This is a genomic window from Variovorax sp. J31P179 (assembly GCF_030316985.1).
Taxonomy (GTDB): domain Bacteria; phylum Pseudomonadota; class Gammaproteobacteria; order Burkholderiales; family Burkholderiaceae_C; genus Variovorax; species Variovorax ginsengisoli_B.
In genome coordinates this window covers 552,641-567,539 of the sequence record NZ_JASZYL010000003.1, presented here as the reverse complement: position 1 = coordinate 567,539, position 14,899 = coordinate 552,641, and the positions used below count along the sequence as shown (strand labels likewise).

The 14,899-nt window shown below is 68.6% G+C and carries 13 protein-coding genes; 3 read left to right on the top strand and 10 right to left on the bottom strand.

Translation table 11 applies throughout. From position 1 onward, the window contains the following. Positions 1-7: 7 nt before the first annotated feature. Positions 8-2,356, bottom strand: coding sequence for a YgiQ family radical SAM protein (locus tag QTI17_RS10890; RefSeq protein ID WP_286533050.1), 2,349 nt, complete (start codon positions 2,354-2,356; stop codon positions 8-10). 166 nt (positions 2,357-2,522) lie between these two features. Between QTI17_RS10890 and QTI17_RS10885 the strand changes: the two genes are divergently transcribed. Beyond that, complete coding sequence (locus QTI17_RS10885; protein ID WP_286533049.1) at positions 2,523-3,494, top strand: bifunctional helix-turn-helix transcriptional regulator/GNAT family N-acetyltransferase; 972 nt, start codon at positions 2,523-2,525, stop codon at positions 3,492-3,494. A gap of 214 nt (positions 3,495-3,708) precedes the next feature. On the opposite strand, the gene QTI17_RS10880 is transcribed toward QTI17_RS10885, so the two are convergent. From QTI17_RS10880 to QTI17_RS10845, 8 genes are all read right to left on the bottom strand, one after another. Then, entirely contained in the window at positions 3,709-4,686 is a 978-nt protein-coding gene (locus QTI17_RS10880; protein ID WP_286533048.1) for a Bug family tripartite tricarboxylate transporter substrate binding protein, read from the bottom strand. A 37-nt stretch (positions 4,687-4,723) separates the two neighbouring features. Further along, positions 4,724-5,908: a tricarballylate utilization 4Fe-4S protein TcuB gene (gene tcuB / locus QTI17_RS10875; protein WP_286533047.1), complete on the bottom strand. Its 1,185-nt coding sequence runs from the start codon at positions 5,906-5,908 to the stop codon at positions 4,724-4,726. Further along, a complete protein-coding gene (gene tcuA / locus QTI17_RS10870; protein WP_286533046.1) occupies positions 5,895-7,301 on the bottom strand; it encodes an FAD-dependent tricarballylate dehydrogenase TcuA in 1,407 nt (468 codons plus the stop codon). The genes tcuB and tcuA overlap by 14 nt, the downstream gene beginning before the upstream one ends. Before the next feature lie 78 nt (positions 7,302-7,379). Further along, entirely contained in the window at positions 7,380-8,306 is a 927-nt protein-coding gene (locus tag QTI17_RS10865) for a LysR family transcriptional regulator (protein ID WP_286533045.1), read from the bottom strand. 13 nt (positions 8,307-8,319) lie between these two features. Continuing rightward, positions 8,320-9,102 carry a 3-hydroxybutyrate dehydrogenase gene (locus QTI17_RS10860; protein WP_286533044.1) on the bottom strand — a complete coding sequence of 261 codons (783 nt, stop codon included), beginning with the start codon at positions 9,100-9,102 and terminating at the stop codon, positions 8,320-8,322. A gap of 98 nt (positions 9,103-9,200) precedes the next feature. Beyond that, the gene (locus QTI17_RS10855) at positions 9,201-10,409 is read right to left on the bottom strand and encodes a patatin-like phospholipase family protein (RefSeq protein WP_286533043.1); all 1,209 of its coding nucleotides are present in this window, start codon (positions 10,407-10,409) and stop codon (positions 9,201-9,203) included. 52 nt (positions 10,410-10,461) lie between these two features. Then, positions 10,462-11,055: an ATP-dependent Clp protease proteolytic subunit gene (locus QTI17_RS10850; RefSeq protein WP_286533042.1), complete on the bottom strand. Its 594-nt coding sequence runs from the start codon at positions 11,053-11,055 to the stop codon at positions 10,462-10,464. 13 nt (positions 11,056-11,068) lie between these two features. Beyond that, positions 11,069-11,518, bottom strand: a complete 450-nt coding sequence (locus QTI17_RS10845; RefSeq protein ID WP_286533041.1) for a CHRD domain-containing protein — start codon at positions 11,516-11,518, stop codon at positions 11,069-11,071. 106 nt (positions 11,519-11,624) lie between these two features. Here QTI17_RS10845 and QTI17_RS10840 point away from each other — a divergent pair, with 106 nt between their 5' ends. Both QTI17_RS10840 and QTI17_RS10835 read left to right on the top strand, forming a co-directional pair. Beyond that, positions 11,625-12,170, top strand: a complete 546-nt coding sequence (locus QTI17_RS10840) for a DUF924 family protein (RefSeq protein ID WP_286533040.1) — start codon at positions 11,625-11,627, stop codon at positions 12,168-12,170. An 81-nt stretch (positions 12,171-12,251) separates the two neighbouring features. Next, positions 12,252-13,931: a methyl-accepting chemotaxis protein gene (locus QTI17_RS10835; RefSeq protein WP_286533039.1), complete on the top strand. Its 1,680-nt coding sequence runs from the start codon at positions 12,252-12,254 to the stop codon at positions 13,929-13,931. On the opposite strand, the gene QTI17_RS10830 is transcribed toward QTI17_RS10835, so the two are convergent. Further along, positions 13,928-14,860: a YihY/virulence factor BrkB family protein gene (locus QTI17_RS10830; RefSeq protein ID WP_286533038.1), complete on the bottom strand. Its 933-nt coding sequence runs from the start codon at positions 14,858-14,860 to the stop codon at positions 13,928-13,930. The genes QTI17_RS10835 and QTI17_RS10830 overlap by 4 nt on opposite strands. Positions 14,861-14,899 lie beyond the last annotated feature (39 nt).

Genomic DNA, 14,899 nt, shown 5'->3' with positions numbered 1-14,899 from the left:
CGGCCGCTCAGCGGCCCTTGCGGATCGGCTTGGCCGCGGCGGGCCGGGCGCGGCCGGCGCCGGTGTCACGCGGCGGCAGGCCGGTGTGCTGGGTCAGGATGCGGCCCTTGACCGGGGCCGCGGGCTTGGCCGCGACCACCGTCGAATTCTTGCGCCGGGCGCTCTGGTAGCTGCCGTCGGTCAGTGGCTGCCAGGTCGGGATCAGGTGGTGCTTGCCGTTGCCGATCAGGTCGGCGCGGCCCATCGACTTCAATGCCTCGCGCAGCAGCGGCCAATTGTTGGCGTCGTGGTAGCGCAGGAAGGCCTTGTGCAGGCGGCGGCGCTTGTCGCCGCGCACGATGTCCACCGTCTCGCTCTCGCGCGTGATCTTGCGCAGCGGGTTCTTGTTGGTGTGGTACATCGTGGTCGCGGTGGCCATCGGCGACGGATAGAAGGTCTGTACCTGGTCGGCGCGGAAGCCGTTCTTCTTGAGCCAGATCGCGAGGTTCATCATGTCCTCGTCGCTGGTGCCGGGATGCGCGGCGATGAAGTACGGGATCAGGTACTGCTTCTTGCCCGCCTCGGCCGAGTACTTCTCGAACATCTGCTTGAACTTGTCGTAGCTGCCGATGCCGGGCTTCATCATCTTCGTGAGCGGCCCCTGCTCGGTGTGCTCGGGCGCGATCTTGAGGTAGCCGCCGACGTGGTGCTGCACCAGTTCCTTGACGTACTCGGGCGACTGCACGGCCAGGTCGTAGCGCAGGCCGGAACCGATCAGGATCTTCTTGATGCCCTTGAGCGCGCGCGCCCGGCGGTAGATCTTGATCAGCGGGTCGTGATTGGTGTTGAGGTTCGGGCAGATGCCCGGATACACGCAACTGGGCTTGCGGCACGCCGATTCGATCTCGGGCGACTTGCAGCCGATGCGGTACATGTTGGCGGTCGGCCCGCCGAGGTCGGAGATGGTGCCGGTGAAGCCCTTCACGCTGTCGCGGATCGCCTCGACCTCCTTGATGATCGATTCTTCGGAGCGGCTCTGGATGATGCGGCCCTCGTGCTCGGTGATCGAGCAGAAGGTGCAGCCGCCGAAGCAGCCGCGCATGATGTTGACGCTGAAGCGGATCATCTCCCAGGCCGGGATCTTCGTCGCGCCGTCGTGGCTGCCGTTTTCGTCGGCATAGCGCGGATGCGGGCTGCGCGCATACGGCAGGTCGAACACGTGGTCCATCTCGGCCGTGGTGAGCGGGATCGGCGGCGGGTTGATCCAGACATCGCGCGCGGTCGTGCCTTCGCCGTGCGCCTGCACCAATGCACGCGCATTGCCGGGATTGGTCTCGAGGTGCAGCACCCGGTTGGCGTGGGCATAGAGCACCGGGTCGGCACGCACCTGCTCGTAGGAGGGCAGCCGGATCACCGAACGGTCGCGCGGCGGCACCTTGATTCGCTCGCGGCTTTGCAAGGCCGGATTGGGAACGAACTTGAGCGGCTTGATGGCCGGGTTGACCGATCCGGCGGATTCGGCGGCGGCGGCGACGGCCTGCGCCTCGTCTTCCTTGGCGCAGGTCGCGCCGTTGGCCTTGGCCTGTTCCGACACCATCAGGTACGGGTTGACGTGGGCCTCGACGCGGCCGGGCTCGTCGACGCTGGTCGAGTTGATCTCGAACCAGCTCTCGGGCGTCTCCCGGCGCACGAAGGCGGTGCCCCGCACGTCGGTGATCTGGTGCACCGGCTCGCGCGCGGCGAGGCGGTGCGCGATCTCGACGATCGCGCGCTCGGCGTTGCCGTACAGCAGCAGGTCGCACTTCGAATCGACCACGATCGAGCGCCGCACCTTGTCCTGCCAGTAGTCGTAGTGCGCGATGCGTCGCAGCGAGCCTTCGATGCCGCCGAGCACGATCGGCACATCGCTCCAGGCTTCCTTGCAGCGCTGCGAATAGACGATGGCCGCGCGGTCGGGCCGCCGGCCGCCGACGTCGCCGGGCGTGTAGGCGTCATCGCTGCGCACCTTGCGGTCGGCCGTGTAGCGGTTGATCATCGAATCCATGTTGCCGGCGGTGACGCCGAAGAACAGGTTCGGGCGGCCGAGCACCTTGAACGGGTCGGCGCTCTGCCAGTCGGGCTGGGCGATGATGCCGACCCGGAAGCCCTGCGCCTCGAGCATGCGGCCGATCACGGCCATGCCGAAGCTCGGATGGTCGACATAGGCGTCGCCCGTGACCACGATGATGTCGCAGCTGTCCCAGCCGAGAGCGTCCATCTCGGCGCGTGTGGTCGGCAGGAACTTCGCCGTGCCGAAGCGGGCCGCCCAGTACTTGCGGTAGCTGGTCAGCGGCTTGGCGGCACGCGCGAAAAAGGAGACGTCAACGGGGGCGTTCATCGAGGGTATGCGACAAGGTTTGCCGCGCAGGCCTGCGGGCCGGGTGGGCCCGTGGTGGGCAACCCGCGATTTTAGGGTTTTCCATTGGATCTGTCGCCCTAAAGGGCAAAGGCAACCCAGGCCGAGGCCTTTCAAGTGATTGCTTTTGTCAATCAATTAAATGACAATGGCAACCATGTCAGCCGCCACCCTCCCCGATCCGGAGGTCGCCCAGGTCAAGGCGATCCGCCGCTTCAACCGCTTCTATACCCGCACGATCGGGATCCTCGACCCTTACCTCGGCAGCGAGATGTCCCTGACCGACGTCCGCGTGCTCTACGAATTGGCGCACCGGGCGGAGCCGGTCGCCAGCGAGATCGGCCGCGATCTGCACCTCGACGGCGGCTACCTGAGCCGGATCCTGCGCCGCTTCGAATCGCAGGGCTGGCTGCAGCGCCGGCCCCACCCGCGCGATGCGCGCCAAAGCCTGCTGGCCCTGACCGAAGCCGGCCACGCGGTTTTCGCGCCGCTGCAGCAGAAGTCGCGCGACGAGGCCCGCGCCCTGCTTGCCCCGCTGCCCCCTGCCGAGCGGCGCCAGCTGATCGACGCGATGGGCACGCTGCAGGCGCTGCTCGAGCCGGCTGCTCAGCCGCCCGCCCGGACCCAGGCCGCCGTGCTGCGCGATCCGGCGCCGGGCGACATCGGCTGGGTCGTGCAGCAGCACGGCGAGATCTACGCCCGCGAATACGGCTGGAACAGCGAGTTCGAGGCGCTGGTGGCCGACATCGCCGGCCAGTTCCTGCGCAAGTTCCAGCCCGGCTGGGAGCGTTGCTGGATCGCCGAACTGAACGGCGAGCGGGTCGGCGCGGTCTTCGTGGTGCGCAAGTCGCCCACGACCGCGCAGTTGCGCATGCTGATCCTGAGCCCGAAGGCCCGCGGGCTTGGTCTGGGCGCCCGCCTGACCGATGAGTGCATCGCCTTCGCCCGCAACAAGGGCTACAGGAAGTTGGTGCTGTGGACCAACAGCTGCCTCACTGCGGCACGCGGCATCTATGCGGCGCGTGGCTTCAAGCTCGTCAAGTCGGAGCCCTATGAGGGCTTCGGGCAGCAGCTGGTGGGCGAGACCTGGGAGCTCAAGCTCGCCGCGCCAACGAATTGAAGTTGTTGAAATTCGAGGCGGGCGGCCGGGGCGCGTGCCGAGGATCAACCACCGACTTGACGGCTCACGCCGATGGTGTGTTCTGCGCAGCGAAATAAAGGAGGAGGCCGGAGGCCGGGGGACATTCGCGGAGCAGAGCACGCCGTCGGCGTGAGCCCGCCCCAGCTCACCCAAGCCCACAAGCCGCATCGAATCGAAAAGCTCGTTGTCATCCTCAATCGGCCGTGATCTTGCGTTCGCGCACGATCCCGCCCCACTTGGCGTCCTCCTTGCGCATGAAGGCCGTGAGCTCGGCCCGCGTGGTCGGCTGCGGCGTCAGGCCATGCTTGTCGAGCGATTCCTTGACGCCCGGATCGTTCAGCACCTTCACGATCTCCAGGTTCCAGCGGTCGAGCATGGCCGCCGGCGTCTTGCCCGGTGCCACGAAGGCATACCAGTTCAAGGCCTCGAAACCCGGGTAGCCCGACTCGGCCACCGTGGGGATGTTCGGCATGTAGGCCGGCCGGGTCGACCCGGTGGTGGCGAGCGGGATCAGGTTGCCGGCCTCGACCTGCGGCAGCGCCGTCGGCGGCGCCGAGAAATACGAGGCGACGCGCTCGCCCAGCAGGTCCTGCAGCGCCGGCGCGCCGCCCTTGTACGGCACGTGGACCATGTCGATGCCCGCGCGCTGGTTGAACAGCTCGCCCGCCAGGTGCGAGGCCGAGCCGGCGCCCGTGGATGCGAAATCGATGCTGCCGGGCTTCTTCCTCGCCAGCGCCACGAACTCGGCCAGCGTCTTCACGCCCACACCCTTGTTCACCACCAGCACGTTAGGAAAGTTGACGCCGCCAGACACGGCGGCCAGGTCCTTGAACGGGTCGTAGCGGACTTTCATCACATGCGGCGCGATGGTCAGCGGGCCGATCGATCCGAACAGCAGCATCGAGCCATCGGCCGGCCCGGCCGCCACCAACTGATGGGCGATGTTGCCGCCGGCACCGGCCTTGTTGTCGACCACGACGTTCTGGCCGATGCTCTCGCCCAGCTTCCTGGCAATCAGGCGCGCCGCCGCATCGGCCGCGCCGCCCGGGGCGAACCCCACCACCAGGGTCACCGGCTTGTTCGGCGGAAAGTCCTGCGCCTGGCCGAGGCCGGCCAGCAGCAGCGAAGCAGCGACCGAAGTGGTGGCGCGCAGCAGGTGTCGTTTGTTCATCGTGGTTCCCTTGCCAGTTGTCGATTCGAGTTGTTTTTCAGTCGGCACCGAGGCCGACCGGATTCGGCAGCCGCTTCTCGACCGCATGGCGCAGCAGCGCCGCAGTGCGGAAGATGCCGTGCGCGAACTTGCCGTAGGGCAGCGTGGCGAAAAGCGCCATCACCGCGCCCAGATGCAGGCACAGCAGCAGCGCCAGCGCCGGCGTTCCGCGCCCGAGCCACAGCCCCAGTCCGCTCGCGCTGGTGAGGAACAGCAAGGCGATGAAGCCCAGGTCCATCGGCTTCTGCGCCGCATCGCCCTGCAGCGGATGGCGCCGGCGATTGAGCCGCCAGAGCCCCGCCGTGCCGATCATCAGGCTGACGCCGCCGACGACGCCGAGCAGCTTCGGCAGGCTCGGCAGGTCGTACGGCGCATGCCAGCCGAACAGGTAGTGGTAGAGCGTCGCGACGCTGGTGGCGGCGAAGCACAACAGGAAGCCGTAGAAGGTGAAATGATGGAAGCGCCGGCGCGACAGCGTGTACGCATCGTCCTCGTCGTGGCAGCCTTCGCCGTGGCCGCCGTCGAGGTACTTCAGGCGCAGCACGGCCTGGGTGGCTTCGGCCGCGGCAGGCGCGCTCAACGGCGCGCCGCTGGTGGCCGGCGTCAGCTCGCGCCAGAAGCGCGTGACACCCTTGCCCAGCGCGAACACCACGAACAGGAACACCGGCGCGAACAGGCCGACCAGCAAATTGTGCGGGAACAGGCGGTAGAAGTTGCCCTCCAGCCGGCCGCCCCACAGCGTGCCGTTGAGCGCCACCGCCAGCATCAGGAACAGCGCCAGCCCCGCCGCGAGCGCCACCGACAGCGTGAGGCCATTGCGCTGGTAGAGCCGCCCCAAAGCCGGCGGCCACGCATAGTCCGCATAGGTCTGCCGGCGCACCTCGGCCATCGCGCGCGGCACGTTGACCGCGAATTCGTGCGGCGGCGCGTACTGGCAGGCATGCAGGCAGGCGCCGCAGTTGTGGCACAGGTTCGCGAGGTAGTGGATGTCGGCCTGGCCGAATTCGAGCCGTCGCGTCATCGCCGGGAACACGGCGCAGAAGCCCTCGCAGTAGCGGCAGGCATTGCAGATCTGCATCTGGCGGCCCACCTCGGCCTCGGGCACGCTCAGGATCGGGATCACCCGCGCCCCGCCGCCCGCCAGCGCCACGGCCTCCCGGGTCAGCGCATCAAGCTGCTGCATGGGTCGTCTCCTTCATGGCGGCCTTGGCCGCCTGGGTGCCGGCGATGCGGCCGAATGCGGTGCCGATCGCCATCCCGACGCCGGCCGTGTAGCCCTTGCCGAGCACGTTGCCGGCCATCATCTCGCCGGCCACGAACAGGTTCGGGCTCGGCCGGCCGCCGAAGTGCACGGCGGCCTGGTCGTTCACCCTCAGGCCCAGGTAGGTGAAGGTGACGCCGGGCCGCAGCGCATAGCCGTAGAACGGCGGCGCGTCGATCGGACGCGCCCAGTGGGTCTTGGCGGGCGCGAGGCCTTCGGTGTGGCAGTCATCGAGCGCCGTGTGGTCGAAGGTGCCGACCCGGCAGGCCGCGTTGTAGGCGGCGATGGTGTCGACGAAGGCTGCCTCCGGCAGGCCCAGCTTGCGCGCGAGCTCGGGCAGGCTGTCGGCCACCGTGCCCGGGAAAACCGGTGGCATGAAACGGCCGATCGCCTTGCGGTCGATGATCGACCAGCCGATCTGGCCCGGCTGCTGCGCCACCAGCCGGCCCCAGATCGCATAGCGCTTGGGCCAGAAGTCCTCGCCCTCGTCGTAGAAGCGCTGCGCATCGCGGTTGACGACGACGCCGAGCGACACGCAATCGATGCGCGTGCAGATGCCGCCGTCATAGAGCGGTGCCCTGGCATCGATCGCCACCATGTGGGCCTGCGTCGGATCGCCGATCGAATCAGCACCGGCGTCGATCATGGCCTTGAGCAGCACGCCCTCGTTGAAGCGGGTGCCGCGGATCAGGAAATTCTCGGCCGGCCGCTCGCCGCGCGCATTCACGCCCCAGGCCTCGATGAGCCACTCGCGGTTGGACTCGAAGCCGCCCGCCGCGAGGACGCAGCTTCGGGCCTCGATGCGCTCGCCGCTTGCGGTGCGTGCGGCCACGAAGCGATCGCCGTCGAGTTCGATCGCGACGATCGGCGTCTCGTAGCGGACCTGCACGCCCAGCCGCTCGGCGCTGCGGAAGTAGGCGTTGACGAGGGCCTTGCCGCCGCCCATGAAGAAGGCGTTGGTGCGCGCCACGTGCAGCGCGCCGGACAGCGGCGGCTGGAAGTGCACGCCATGCCGCCGCATCCAGTCGCGGCACGACGACGAAGCGCGGATCGCGATGCGGGCCAGGTGCTCGTCGGTCTGGCCGCCGGTCACCTTGAGCAGGTCCTGCCAGTACTCTTCCTCGGGATAGGCCTCGACCAGCACGTCCTGCGGCGCGTCGTGCATGCAGCGCAGGTTGCGGGTGTGCTGGGAGTTGCCGCCGCGCCATTCGCGCGGCGAGGCCTCGACCAGCAGCACGCTGGCGCCGGCCTCGACCGCCATCAGCGCGGCGCACAGCGCGGCATTGCCGCCGCCGACGACCAGGACATCGATCATTTCAGTAGTCTCCTCGTGAGGAGCTCGACTCTAGGCAACCATGGCGCCGCGCGAAAGCGCGCCCTGCGCAAGGGGTCTTCAGTTTTCGTGAAGGGTGGCGCCGGCCCAGCGCCCTTCGCGCACCAGCCTGCGCGCGACATCGGCCAGCACCACGCGGGCGGCCAGCGCCGCGGGCGAGAGTTCGTCGTCCGACAGGCTCGCCAGCAGGTTGCGGCGGCCGACCTGCGCATCGGCGATGCGCACCTGCACCAGGCGCTCGTCGGCCAGCCGCGCGGTCGCCGCGCCCGGCTGGATGGTGGCGCCCTGCCCGGCCCGCACCGCGTCCATCAGCATCGCCAGGCCGTCGATCTCGGCCACCACGCGCGGCGCGACCCGCGCCCGCGCGAAGGCCGCCTCCAGCGTGGCGCGCAGCCCGTGCGAGGCGCTCGGCATGATCAGCGGCAGTTCGCCCAGGCGCGCCAGGCGCACCTGGCGCCCGGTCGGCAGGCCGGGCAGGTCGGCGCGGCCGATGACGAACAGCTTTTCGTCGAGCAGTGGCAGCACGCTCCAGCGCCGCGCCACGTCGGTCTGGAACAGCACGGCCAGATCGAGCTGGCGCGCATTGAGCATCGCCCCGAGGTGCCCCGACAAGGACTCCACCAGGTGCAGCCTGACCTCCGGATAGCGCTCCCGCATGGCTTGCATCAAGGGCACGCCGAGCACCGAGGCGGTGGTCGGCGGCAGCCCGATGCTGACGTGGCCCGACAGCCGCGCCTGCTGCGCGGCCCGCACCGCTTCATCGGCATGCCGCAGCGTGAGCTGCGCCTGCTGCAAGAAGGCAAGCCCCGCGTCGGTCGGCGTCACGCCGGTCGAGCTGCGCTGCAGCAGGCGGGTCGACAGCTCGCTCTCGAGGCGGCTGATCTGCTGACTCAGGGCCGAGGTCGCAAGATCGAGTTCGAGCGCCGCGCGCCCCATGCTGCGCAGCTCGCAGATCTTCACGAAGTAGCGCAGCTGCCTCAGCTCCATGAAGGGCTCACGCTCACTGCATGAACCAGCCGTGGCTCACCACCAGCGACTGGCCGGTCAGCGCATTGGTCGGGAAGGCGGCGAACATCAGCGCCACGCGCGCGACGTCGTCGGTGGTGGTGAACTCGCCGTCCACCGTCTCCTTGAGCATCACGTTCTTGATCACCTGCTCCTCGGTGATGCCGAGGGTCTTCGCCTGCTCGGGGATCTGCTTCTCGACCAGCGGCGTGCGCACGAAACCCGGGCAGATCACGTTGGCGCGCACGTTGTGCTTGGCGCCTTCCTTGGCCACGGTCTTGGCCAGCCCGATCAGGCCGTGCTTGGCCGTGACATAGGGCGCCTTCAGCAGCGAGGCTTCCTTCGAATGCACCGAGCCCATGTAGATCACGCTGCCGCCGCGGCCCTGGGCGTACATGTGCTTGAGGCAGGCCTTGGTGGTCAGGAAGGCGCCGTCGAGGTGGATCGCCAGCATCTTCTTCCAGTCGGCGAAGCTGAACTCCTCGACCGGATGGACGATCTGGATGCCCGCGTTGCTGATCAGGATGTCGATCCCGCCGAAAGCCTTGGCCGCTTCTTCGACCGCCGCATCGACTTGCTCCTCGCTGGTGACGTCGACGCCGACCCCGATGGCCTCGGCGCCGCTGGCCTTGAGTTCCGCGGCGGTGGCGTCCGCCGCCTGCTTGTTGAGGTCGGCGATCACGATCTTCGCGCCCTCCTGGGCGAAGACGATGGCGATCTCCTTGCCGATACCGCTGGCCGAGCCGGTGATGAAAGCGACTTTGTCCTTGAGCTGCATGGGATTTCCTTGGAGTGAAGAGGTTGATGGATCTGCGTGCAATCTGCGTGCCCGTGCGCCAAGCCTGCGCGGCCAGGCTTAAGGCAGCCTGATCGCGTTCATCGCGCAGCGGGCACCTGCGGCAGCGCCATCGGATGGCGCACCCGGCGCGCATTCGGCTCGGTCAGGTCGAAAGTGGTGACGCCATTCGGCAGCGAGGCGCTCTGCAGCCATTCGGGGTGGTCCAGCGTGTTGCGGATGTCGCGCAGGCCAGCGTCCCAGTGCTCGTCCACCGAGGCGCGCGAGAATTCGTAGTCCTTCGAGTCGAGCTCGTAGGGCTTGTCGCGATAGATCAGGTGCACGATCTCGATCGGCTCGTGGTTCAGCTGGCCGCAGACGGCCTGCACGCTGGGGTCCTTCTGGAGCGCCGCGGGCAGCTTGCCGATCAGGTCGGCGATGGCCTGCTGCAGGTTCATGTTGGAGGCCAGGGCATCGGTGTTCATGCGCGTGCGGCTCGAATAGGTGATGTCCTTCTGGCGCTCCATGGTCTCGGCCAGGGTGCGAGGCATCGCGCCGCGGGCGCTGAACAAGTCGACCTGCAGCACCATCAGCGACTCGCTGCGCGGGTGCATGTCCAGCACGTACTGCAGCGGGGTGTTCGACACGATGCCGCCGTCCCAGTAGTCCTCGCCGTCGATGTGCACCGGCGCGAAGCCGGGCGGCAGCGCGCCGCTCGCCATGATGTGCTCGGGGCCGATGCGCTGCAGCGTGTTGTCGAAGTACAGCGAGTTGCCGGTGCGCACGTTGACTGCACCGACGCTGAAGCGGGTCTCGCAGTGGTTGATGCGGTCGAAGTCGACCAGCCGTTCGAGCGTCGACTTCAATGGCGAGGTGTCGTAGTAGCTCAGGAGCGGCGCCGAGCCGCCCAGCAGCAGCGCCGGCGTGCGGCGCGGCTCGAAGAAGCCCGGCACGCCGAACATCGCGACCGCGGCGGCGCTCCACTGGTTCAGTGCCGCGCGGTCGCCGCCCCACCAAGCCGGCAGGCGCTGTGTCGGCCCCGACGACACCAGGTCCCAGAACTCGCGCAGCCGATCGACCCGCCGCTCGGGCGGGTTGCCGGCGATCAAGGCTGCGTTGACCGCACCGATCGAGACACCGGCCACCCAGTCGAGCCTCTTGTGCTTCTCGAACACGCCCGCATAGACGCCGGCCTGGTAGGCGCCCAGGGCGCCCCCGCCCTGCAGCACAAGGGCCTTTTGAGCGGTCGTGATGTCGACGCGGGGACGAGCGGGAGGAGCGGCGGTGCGAGGCTTCTTGGTGGCGGTCATGGCGCCATTTGACACCAAGCGCCAGCCCTCGCAGCGTCCCGCCCGCGGACGACTAAGTGCGCAACTCGGTCTTCCGCTCGATGATCCGCGACACCAGCCCGTAGGCCACCGCTTCCTGGGCCGACAGCCAGCGGTCGCGCTCGATGTCCACCAGCACCTCCTCCAGCGGCTTGCCGGTTTCGCGCGCGATCTCGTGGGCGATTCGCTCGCGCGCTTTGACGATCTCCTGCGCCTGGATCGCGATGTCGGTGGCCTGCCCGCCGGCGCCGCCGCTCGGCTGGTGGATTAGGAAACGGGTGTTGGGCAGGCAGACGCGGCGCTCTCGCGGCGCCGCCAGGAACAGGTGCGTGGCGGCGCTGCCGACCCATCCGGTGCCGATCATGTGGACCGGCGCACTGATGAAGCGCACGATGTCATGGATCGCGTCGCCCGATTCGAGGTGGCCGCCCGGCGAGCTCACGAGGATGTCGATCGGCGCCTGGCTGTCGGCGTCGAGCGCGATCAGCCGTCGCGTCACGTCGGCCGCCACGGCATCGGTGATCGATCCGAAGATCAGCAGCGTGCGCGACTTGAAGGCCTTTTCCTCCAGGTACGAACTGCGCAGTTCCGGCGCGGCCGGAGGCTTGGTGTCGTCGTCGGTTTCCATGAGGCGTGCAGGCTCACATCTTCGGCAGCATCTGGCCGCGGATCTCGCCACCCGGATTGGCCGCCGTGTGGACATTGGCATACCACTTGCCGGCCATCAGGTCGGCCGCCTGGGCCGGCGTCAACGTGGCCTGGCCTTCGATCGGGCTGGCCGGCGACGCGAAGGGCAGGACCACGGCGGCATTCGCGCCCGCGGTGGCCGGCCCATGGAAATGGGCCGCCGTCGCCGGGCCGCTCAAGCCTTCGTAGGTGATCTTGTACTTGAGGACGTTGGTGTCCTTGTTGAGCCAGGCTTCGGCCATGCCGCTGCCGCGCGTCATGTTGGGCGGCACTTCGCTGGCCGCGTTCATGGCACCGCTGAAGCTCGCGGTGCTGGACTTCGACATCATGCCGCAGCCGGCCAAGGCCGCGGTCGTGACGCCCGCGACGAGTGCCAGGCGCAAGAGTTGTCGGTATCGGGTCATGCTGATCTCCATCTGGTTGTGATCCACGCAGCTTAGGCAGCAACGGGGCTGCGCGCTGTCGGCCACCACCCCGACTTTGGCCCGCCTCGATGGCATCATCCGCCCCATGACCGAGCTTCCCTCCCCCGGTGCCGTCACGGCCTTCTGGCGCGCGGCCGGCCCGCGCCGCTGGTTCGCCAAGGACGACGCCTTCGATGCCGATTTCAAGACCCGCTTCGAGGCCGCGCACCACCTCGCCGCCACCGGTGGCCTCGATCACTGGGCGGCCGACGCCGAAGGCGCGCTGGCGCTGCTGGTGCTGCTGGACCAGCTGCCGCGCAACGCCTGGCGCGGCAGCGGACACATGTTTGCGACCGACGGCAAGGCGCTGGCGATCGCGCGGGCGGCGGTCCGGGCAGGCTTCGACCAGCAGGTCGAGCCGGCGCTGCGCCCGTTTTTCTACCTGCCCTTCATGCACTCCGAGGCCTTGGCCGACCAGGAACGCTCGGTCGCGCTGAACCGCTCGCTCGACGCCAACACGCAGCGCTTCGCCGTGCTGCACCGCGACATCGTGGCGCGCTTCGGTCGCTTCCCGCACCGCAACGCGGCGCTCGGGCGCATCACCACGGCCGAGGAGCAGCGCTTCCTGGACGAAGGCGGCTTCACGGGCTGAACGGAGGGCCGGGCCTTCAGTTTCGCGCCCGTCTGCCGATATTCCTCGAACGGCCAGCGTGGCCGGCAACGAGGAACGCACGTGAAACACTGGAAGATCGGCACCCGCCTGGGCCTTGGATTCGGCCTGGTGCTGGCATTGATGGCGCTGATGACGGCACTTGGCATCTGGCGCCTTCAGGCAGTGACGGCGGCCGCCGAAGCCATCACCGCCCAACCGCTGGCCAAGGAGCGGCTGATCAGCGACTGGTATCGGCTGGTGGCGGTCGGCGTACGCCGCACCACCGCCATCGCCAAGAGCGCCGACCCGTCGCTCGGCCCCTTCTTCGCCGAGGAGAGCGCGAACTCGACCAAGGAGGCGCAGGAACTGCAGAAGCAGATCGAACCGCTGCTGGTCAGCGACGAAGAGAAATCGCTCTGGGCGGGATTCCAGCAAGTCCGGACCAGCTACCTCGAAGGGCGCGACGCCGTGGTCAAGGCCAAGGCCCAGGGCACGATGGAGGAAGCCAACCGGGCGCTCGACCGCCAGTTCATGCCGGCGGCCAAGGTCTATCTCGACAACGTCCAGCACCTGCTCGAGATGCAGCGGCGCGCGATCGACGGCACGGTGGTCCGGATCGGCGACAGCTACCGGGCCAGCCGCAACCTGTTGCTCGCCCTCGGCGCGGCGGTGCTCGGCCTGGGCGGACTGTGCGCATGGCGGCTCGCCGTCGGCATCACCCGACCGCTGGGCCGCGCGGTGCAGGTGGCGCAAACGGTGGCCGGCGGCGACCTGACCAGCCGTATCGAGGCGGGCACGCGCGACGAGACCGGACAGTTGCTGCAGGCGCTCAAGGAGATGAACGACAGCCTGGTGAAGATCGTCGGCGAGGTGCACGAGGGAACCGATACGATCGCGACGGCCTCGGGCCAGATCGCCACGGGCAACCAGGACCTGTCGTCGCGCACTGAAGAGCAGGCGAGCTCGCTGGAGGAAACGGCCGCGTCGATGGAGGAACTGACTTCGACGGTGAAGCAGAACGCCGACAACGCACGCCAGGCCAATCAACTCGCCGTCTCGGCTTCCGAAGTCGCCGTCAAGGGTGGCAGCGTGGTGAGCCAGGTGGTCGACACCATGGGCTCGATCAATGCCTCGTCGCGCAAGATCGTGGACATCATCGGCGTGATCGACGGCATCGCCTTCCAGACCAACATCCTGGCGTTGAACGCGGCGGTGGAAGCCGCACGCGCCGGCGAGCAGGGCCGCGGCTTCGCGGTGGTGGCGTCGGAAGTGCGCAGCCTGGCGCAGCGCTCGGCGGCGGCGGCCAAGGAAATCAAGACCTTGATCGGCGACTCGGTGGAGAAGGTCGAGGAAGGCAGCAAGCAGGTGGCGGAAGCCGGCAAGACGATGGAAGAGATCGTCGACAGCGTCAAGCGGGTGACCGACATCATGGGCGAGATCACGGCAGCCAGCCAGGAGCAGACCTCGGGGATCGAGCAGATCAACCAGGCGATCACGCAGATGGACCAGGTGACCCAGCAGAACGCGGCGCTGGTCGAAGAGGCGTCCGCGGCGGCGGGCTCGCTGCAGGACCAGGCGAGCCAGCTGTCGCGCGCGGTCGGTGTGTTCAAGCTGGACCGATCGCAGGCCTCGCGCTCGCCGGCCGCGGCACCGGCGAAGCGGTTGCAGGCCAAGGCCAAGCCGGCCAGGGAGGAATCCGCGCCACGCAAGCAGACGCCCGCTTCTGCCGTGTCGGCGGCGGGCGACTGGGAAGAGTTCTAACCGTCGGCGGACCCGCCCACGGCCGGCCGCGTCCCCTCTTCGGGCCGCATCGGCGAACGCCCCGGCGCCGGCCGGGGGACGCCCTTCAGCGACCCGTAAGCGTGGGCGTAGACCCAGGTGAATTCGACGCCCAGCAGGAAGATCTGGGCCGAGTAATAGACCCACACCAGCACCACCACCAGCGAGCCGGCGGCGCCATAGCCCGAGGCGACGCCGGTGGTGCCGATGTAGAGGCCGATCAGGTACTTGCCGACCGTGAACAGCACCGCCGTCACCGCGGCGCCCACCCAGACGTCGCGCCATTGCACCCTGACCCGCGGCATGACCTTGTAGATCATCGCGAAGCCGATCGTCACGATCACGAAGCCGAAGGCCGAATTGACGTGCTGCGCCAGCGTGGCCCAGCCGCCGAACATCGGCGCCCACCACTCGCCCAGGGCCGCCAGCGCCGCGTTGACCACCAGCGACACGATCAGAAGGAAGCCGATGCCCATGATCATGCTGAACGAGAGCAGCCGCGTGCGCAGCAGCGACAGCACACCGCCACCCGCGTCGCGCACCGGCGCCCGCCAGATGCGGTCGAACGCGTCCTGCAGCTCACCGAAGACCGTGGTGGCGCCGACGACCACCAGGCCGAGGCCAGCCACGGTGGCGACCACCCCCTGGGTCGGCTTGTTGAGGGCTTCGAGCATCGACTGCACCGCTCGCGCGCCGTCGGCGCCCATCAGCCCCGAGAGCTGCTCGAAGATCTCGCCGCGGGCCGCCTCCCGGCCGAACACCAGACCGACCACGGAGATGACGATGAGGATCAACGGCGCGACCGAGAACACCGTGTAGTAGGCCAGCGCGGCGCCCATGCTGGGGGCGTAGTCGGCCCGCCACGAGGCGACCGAATCCTTGCAGAGCTGGAAGAGCGAGCGTGCGTTCATGGGCGGGAGTTTGGCAGCAACTTGGCCGGCGGCACGTGG

What these genes read in the sequence shown, in the direction of transcription:
- QTI17_RS10865 (WP_286533045.1), bottom strand. Translation starts at nt 8,306, where the DNA reads ATGGAGCTGAGGCAGCTGCGCTACTTCGTGAAGATCTGCGAGCTGCGC.
- tcuB (WP_286533047.1), bottom strand. Translation starts at nt 5,908, where the DNA reads ATGCAGCAGCTTGATGCGCTGACCCGGGAGGCCGTGGCGCTGGCGGGC.
- QTI17_RS10855 (WP_286533043.1), bottom strand. Translation starts at nt 10,409, where the DNA reads ATGACCGCCACCAAGAAGCCTCGCACCGCCGCTCCTCCCGCTCGTCCC.
- QTI17_RS10830 (WP_286533038.1), bottom strand. Translation starts at nt 14,860, where the DNA reads ATGAACGCACGCTCGCTCTTCCAGCTCTGCAAGGATTCGGTCGCCTCG.
- QTI17_RS10845 (WP_286533041.1), bottom strand. Translation starts at nt 11,518, where the DNA reads ATGACCCGATACCGACAACTCTTGCGCCTGGCACTCGTCGCGGGCGTC.
- QTI17_RS10885 (WP_286533049.1), top strand. Translation starts at nt 2,523, where the DNA reads ATGGCAACCATGTCAGCCGCCACCCTCCCCGATCCGGAGGTCGCCCAG.
- tcuA (WP_286533046.1), bottom strand. Translation starts at nt 7,301, where the DNA reads ATGATCGATGTCCTGGTCGTCGGCGGCGGCAATGCCGCGCTGTGCGCC.
- QTI17_RS10860 (WP_286533044.1), bottom strand. Translation starts at nt 9,102, where the DNA reads ATGCAGCTCAAGGACAAAGTCGCTTTCATCACCGGCTCGGCCAGCGGT.
- QTI17_RS10880 (WP_286533048.1), bottom strand. Translation starts at nt 4,686, where the DNA reads ATGAACAAACGACACCTGCTGCGCGCCACCACTTCGGTCGCTGCTTCG.
- QTI17_RS10890 (WP_286533050.1), bottom strand. Translation starts at nt 2,356, where the DNA reads ATGAACGCCCCCGTTGACGTCTCCTTTTTCGCGCGTGCCGCCAAGCCG.
- QTI17_RS10840 (WP_286533040.1), top strand. Translation starts at nt 11,625, where the DNA reads ATGACCGAGCTTCCCTCCCCCGGTGCCGTCACGGCCTTCTGGCGCGCG.
- QTI17_RS10850 (WP_286533042.1), bottom strand. Translation starts at nt 11,055, where the DNA reads ATGGAAACCGACGACGACACCAAGCCTCCGGCCGCGCCGGAACTGCGC.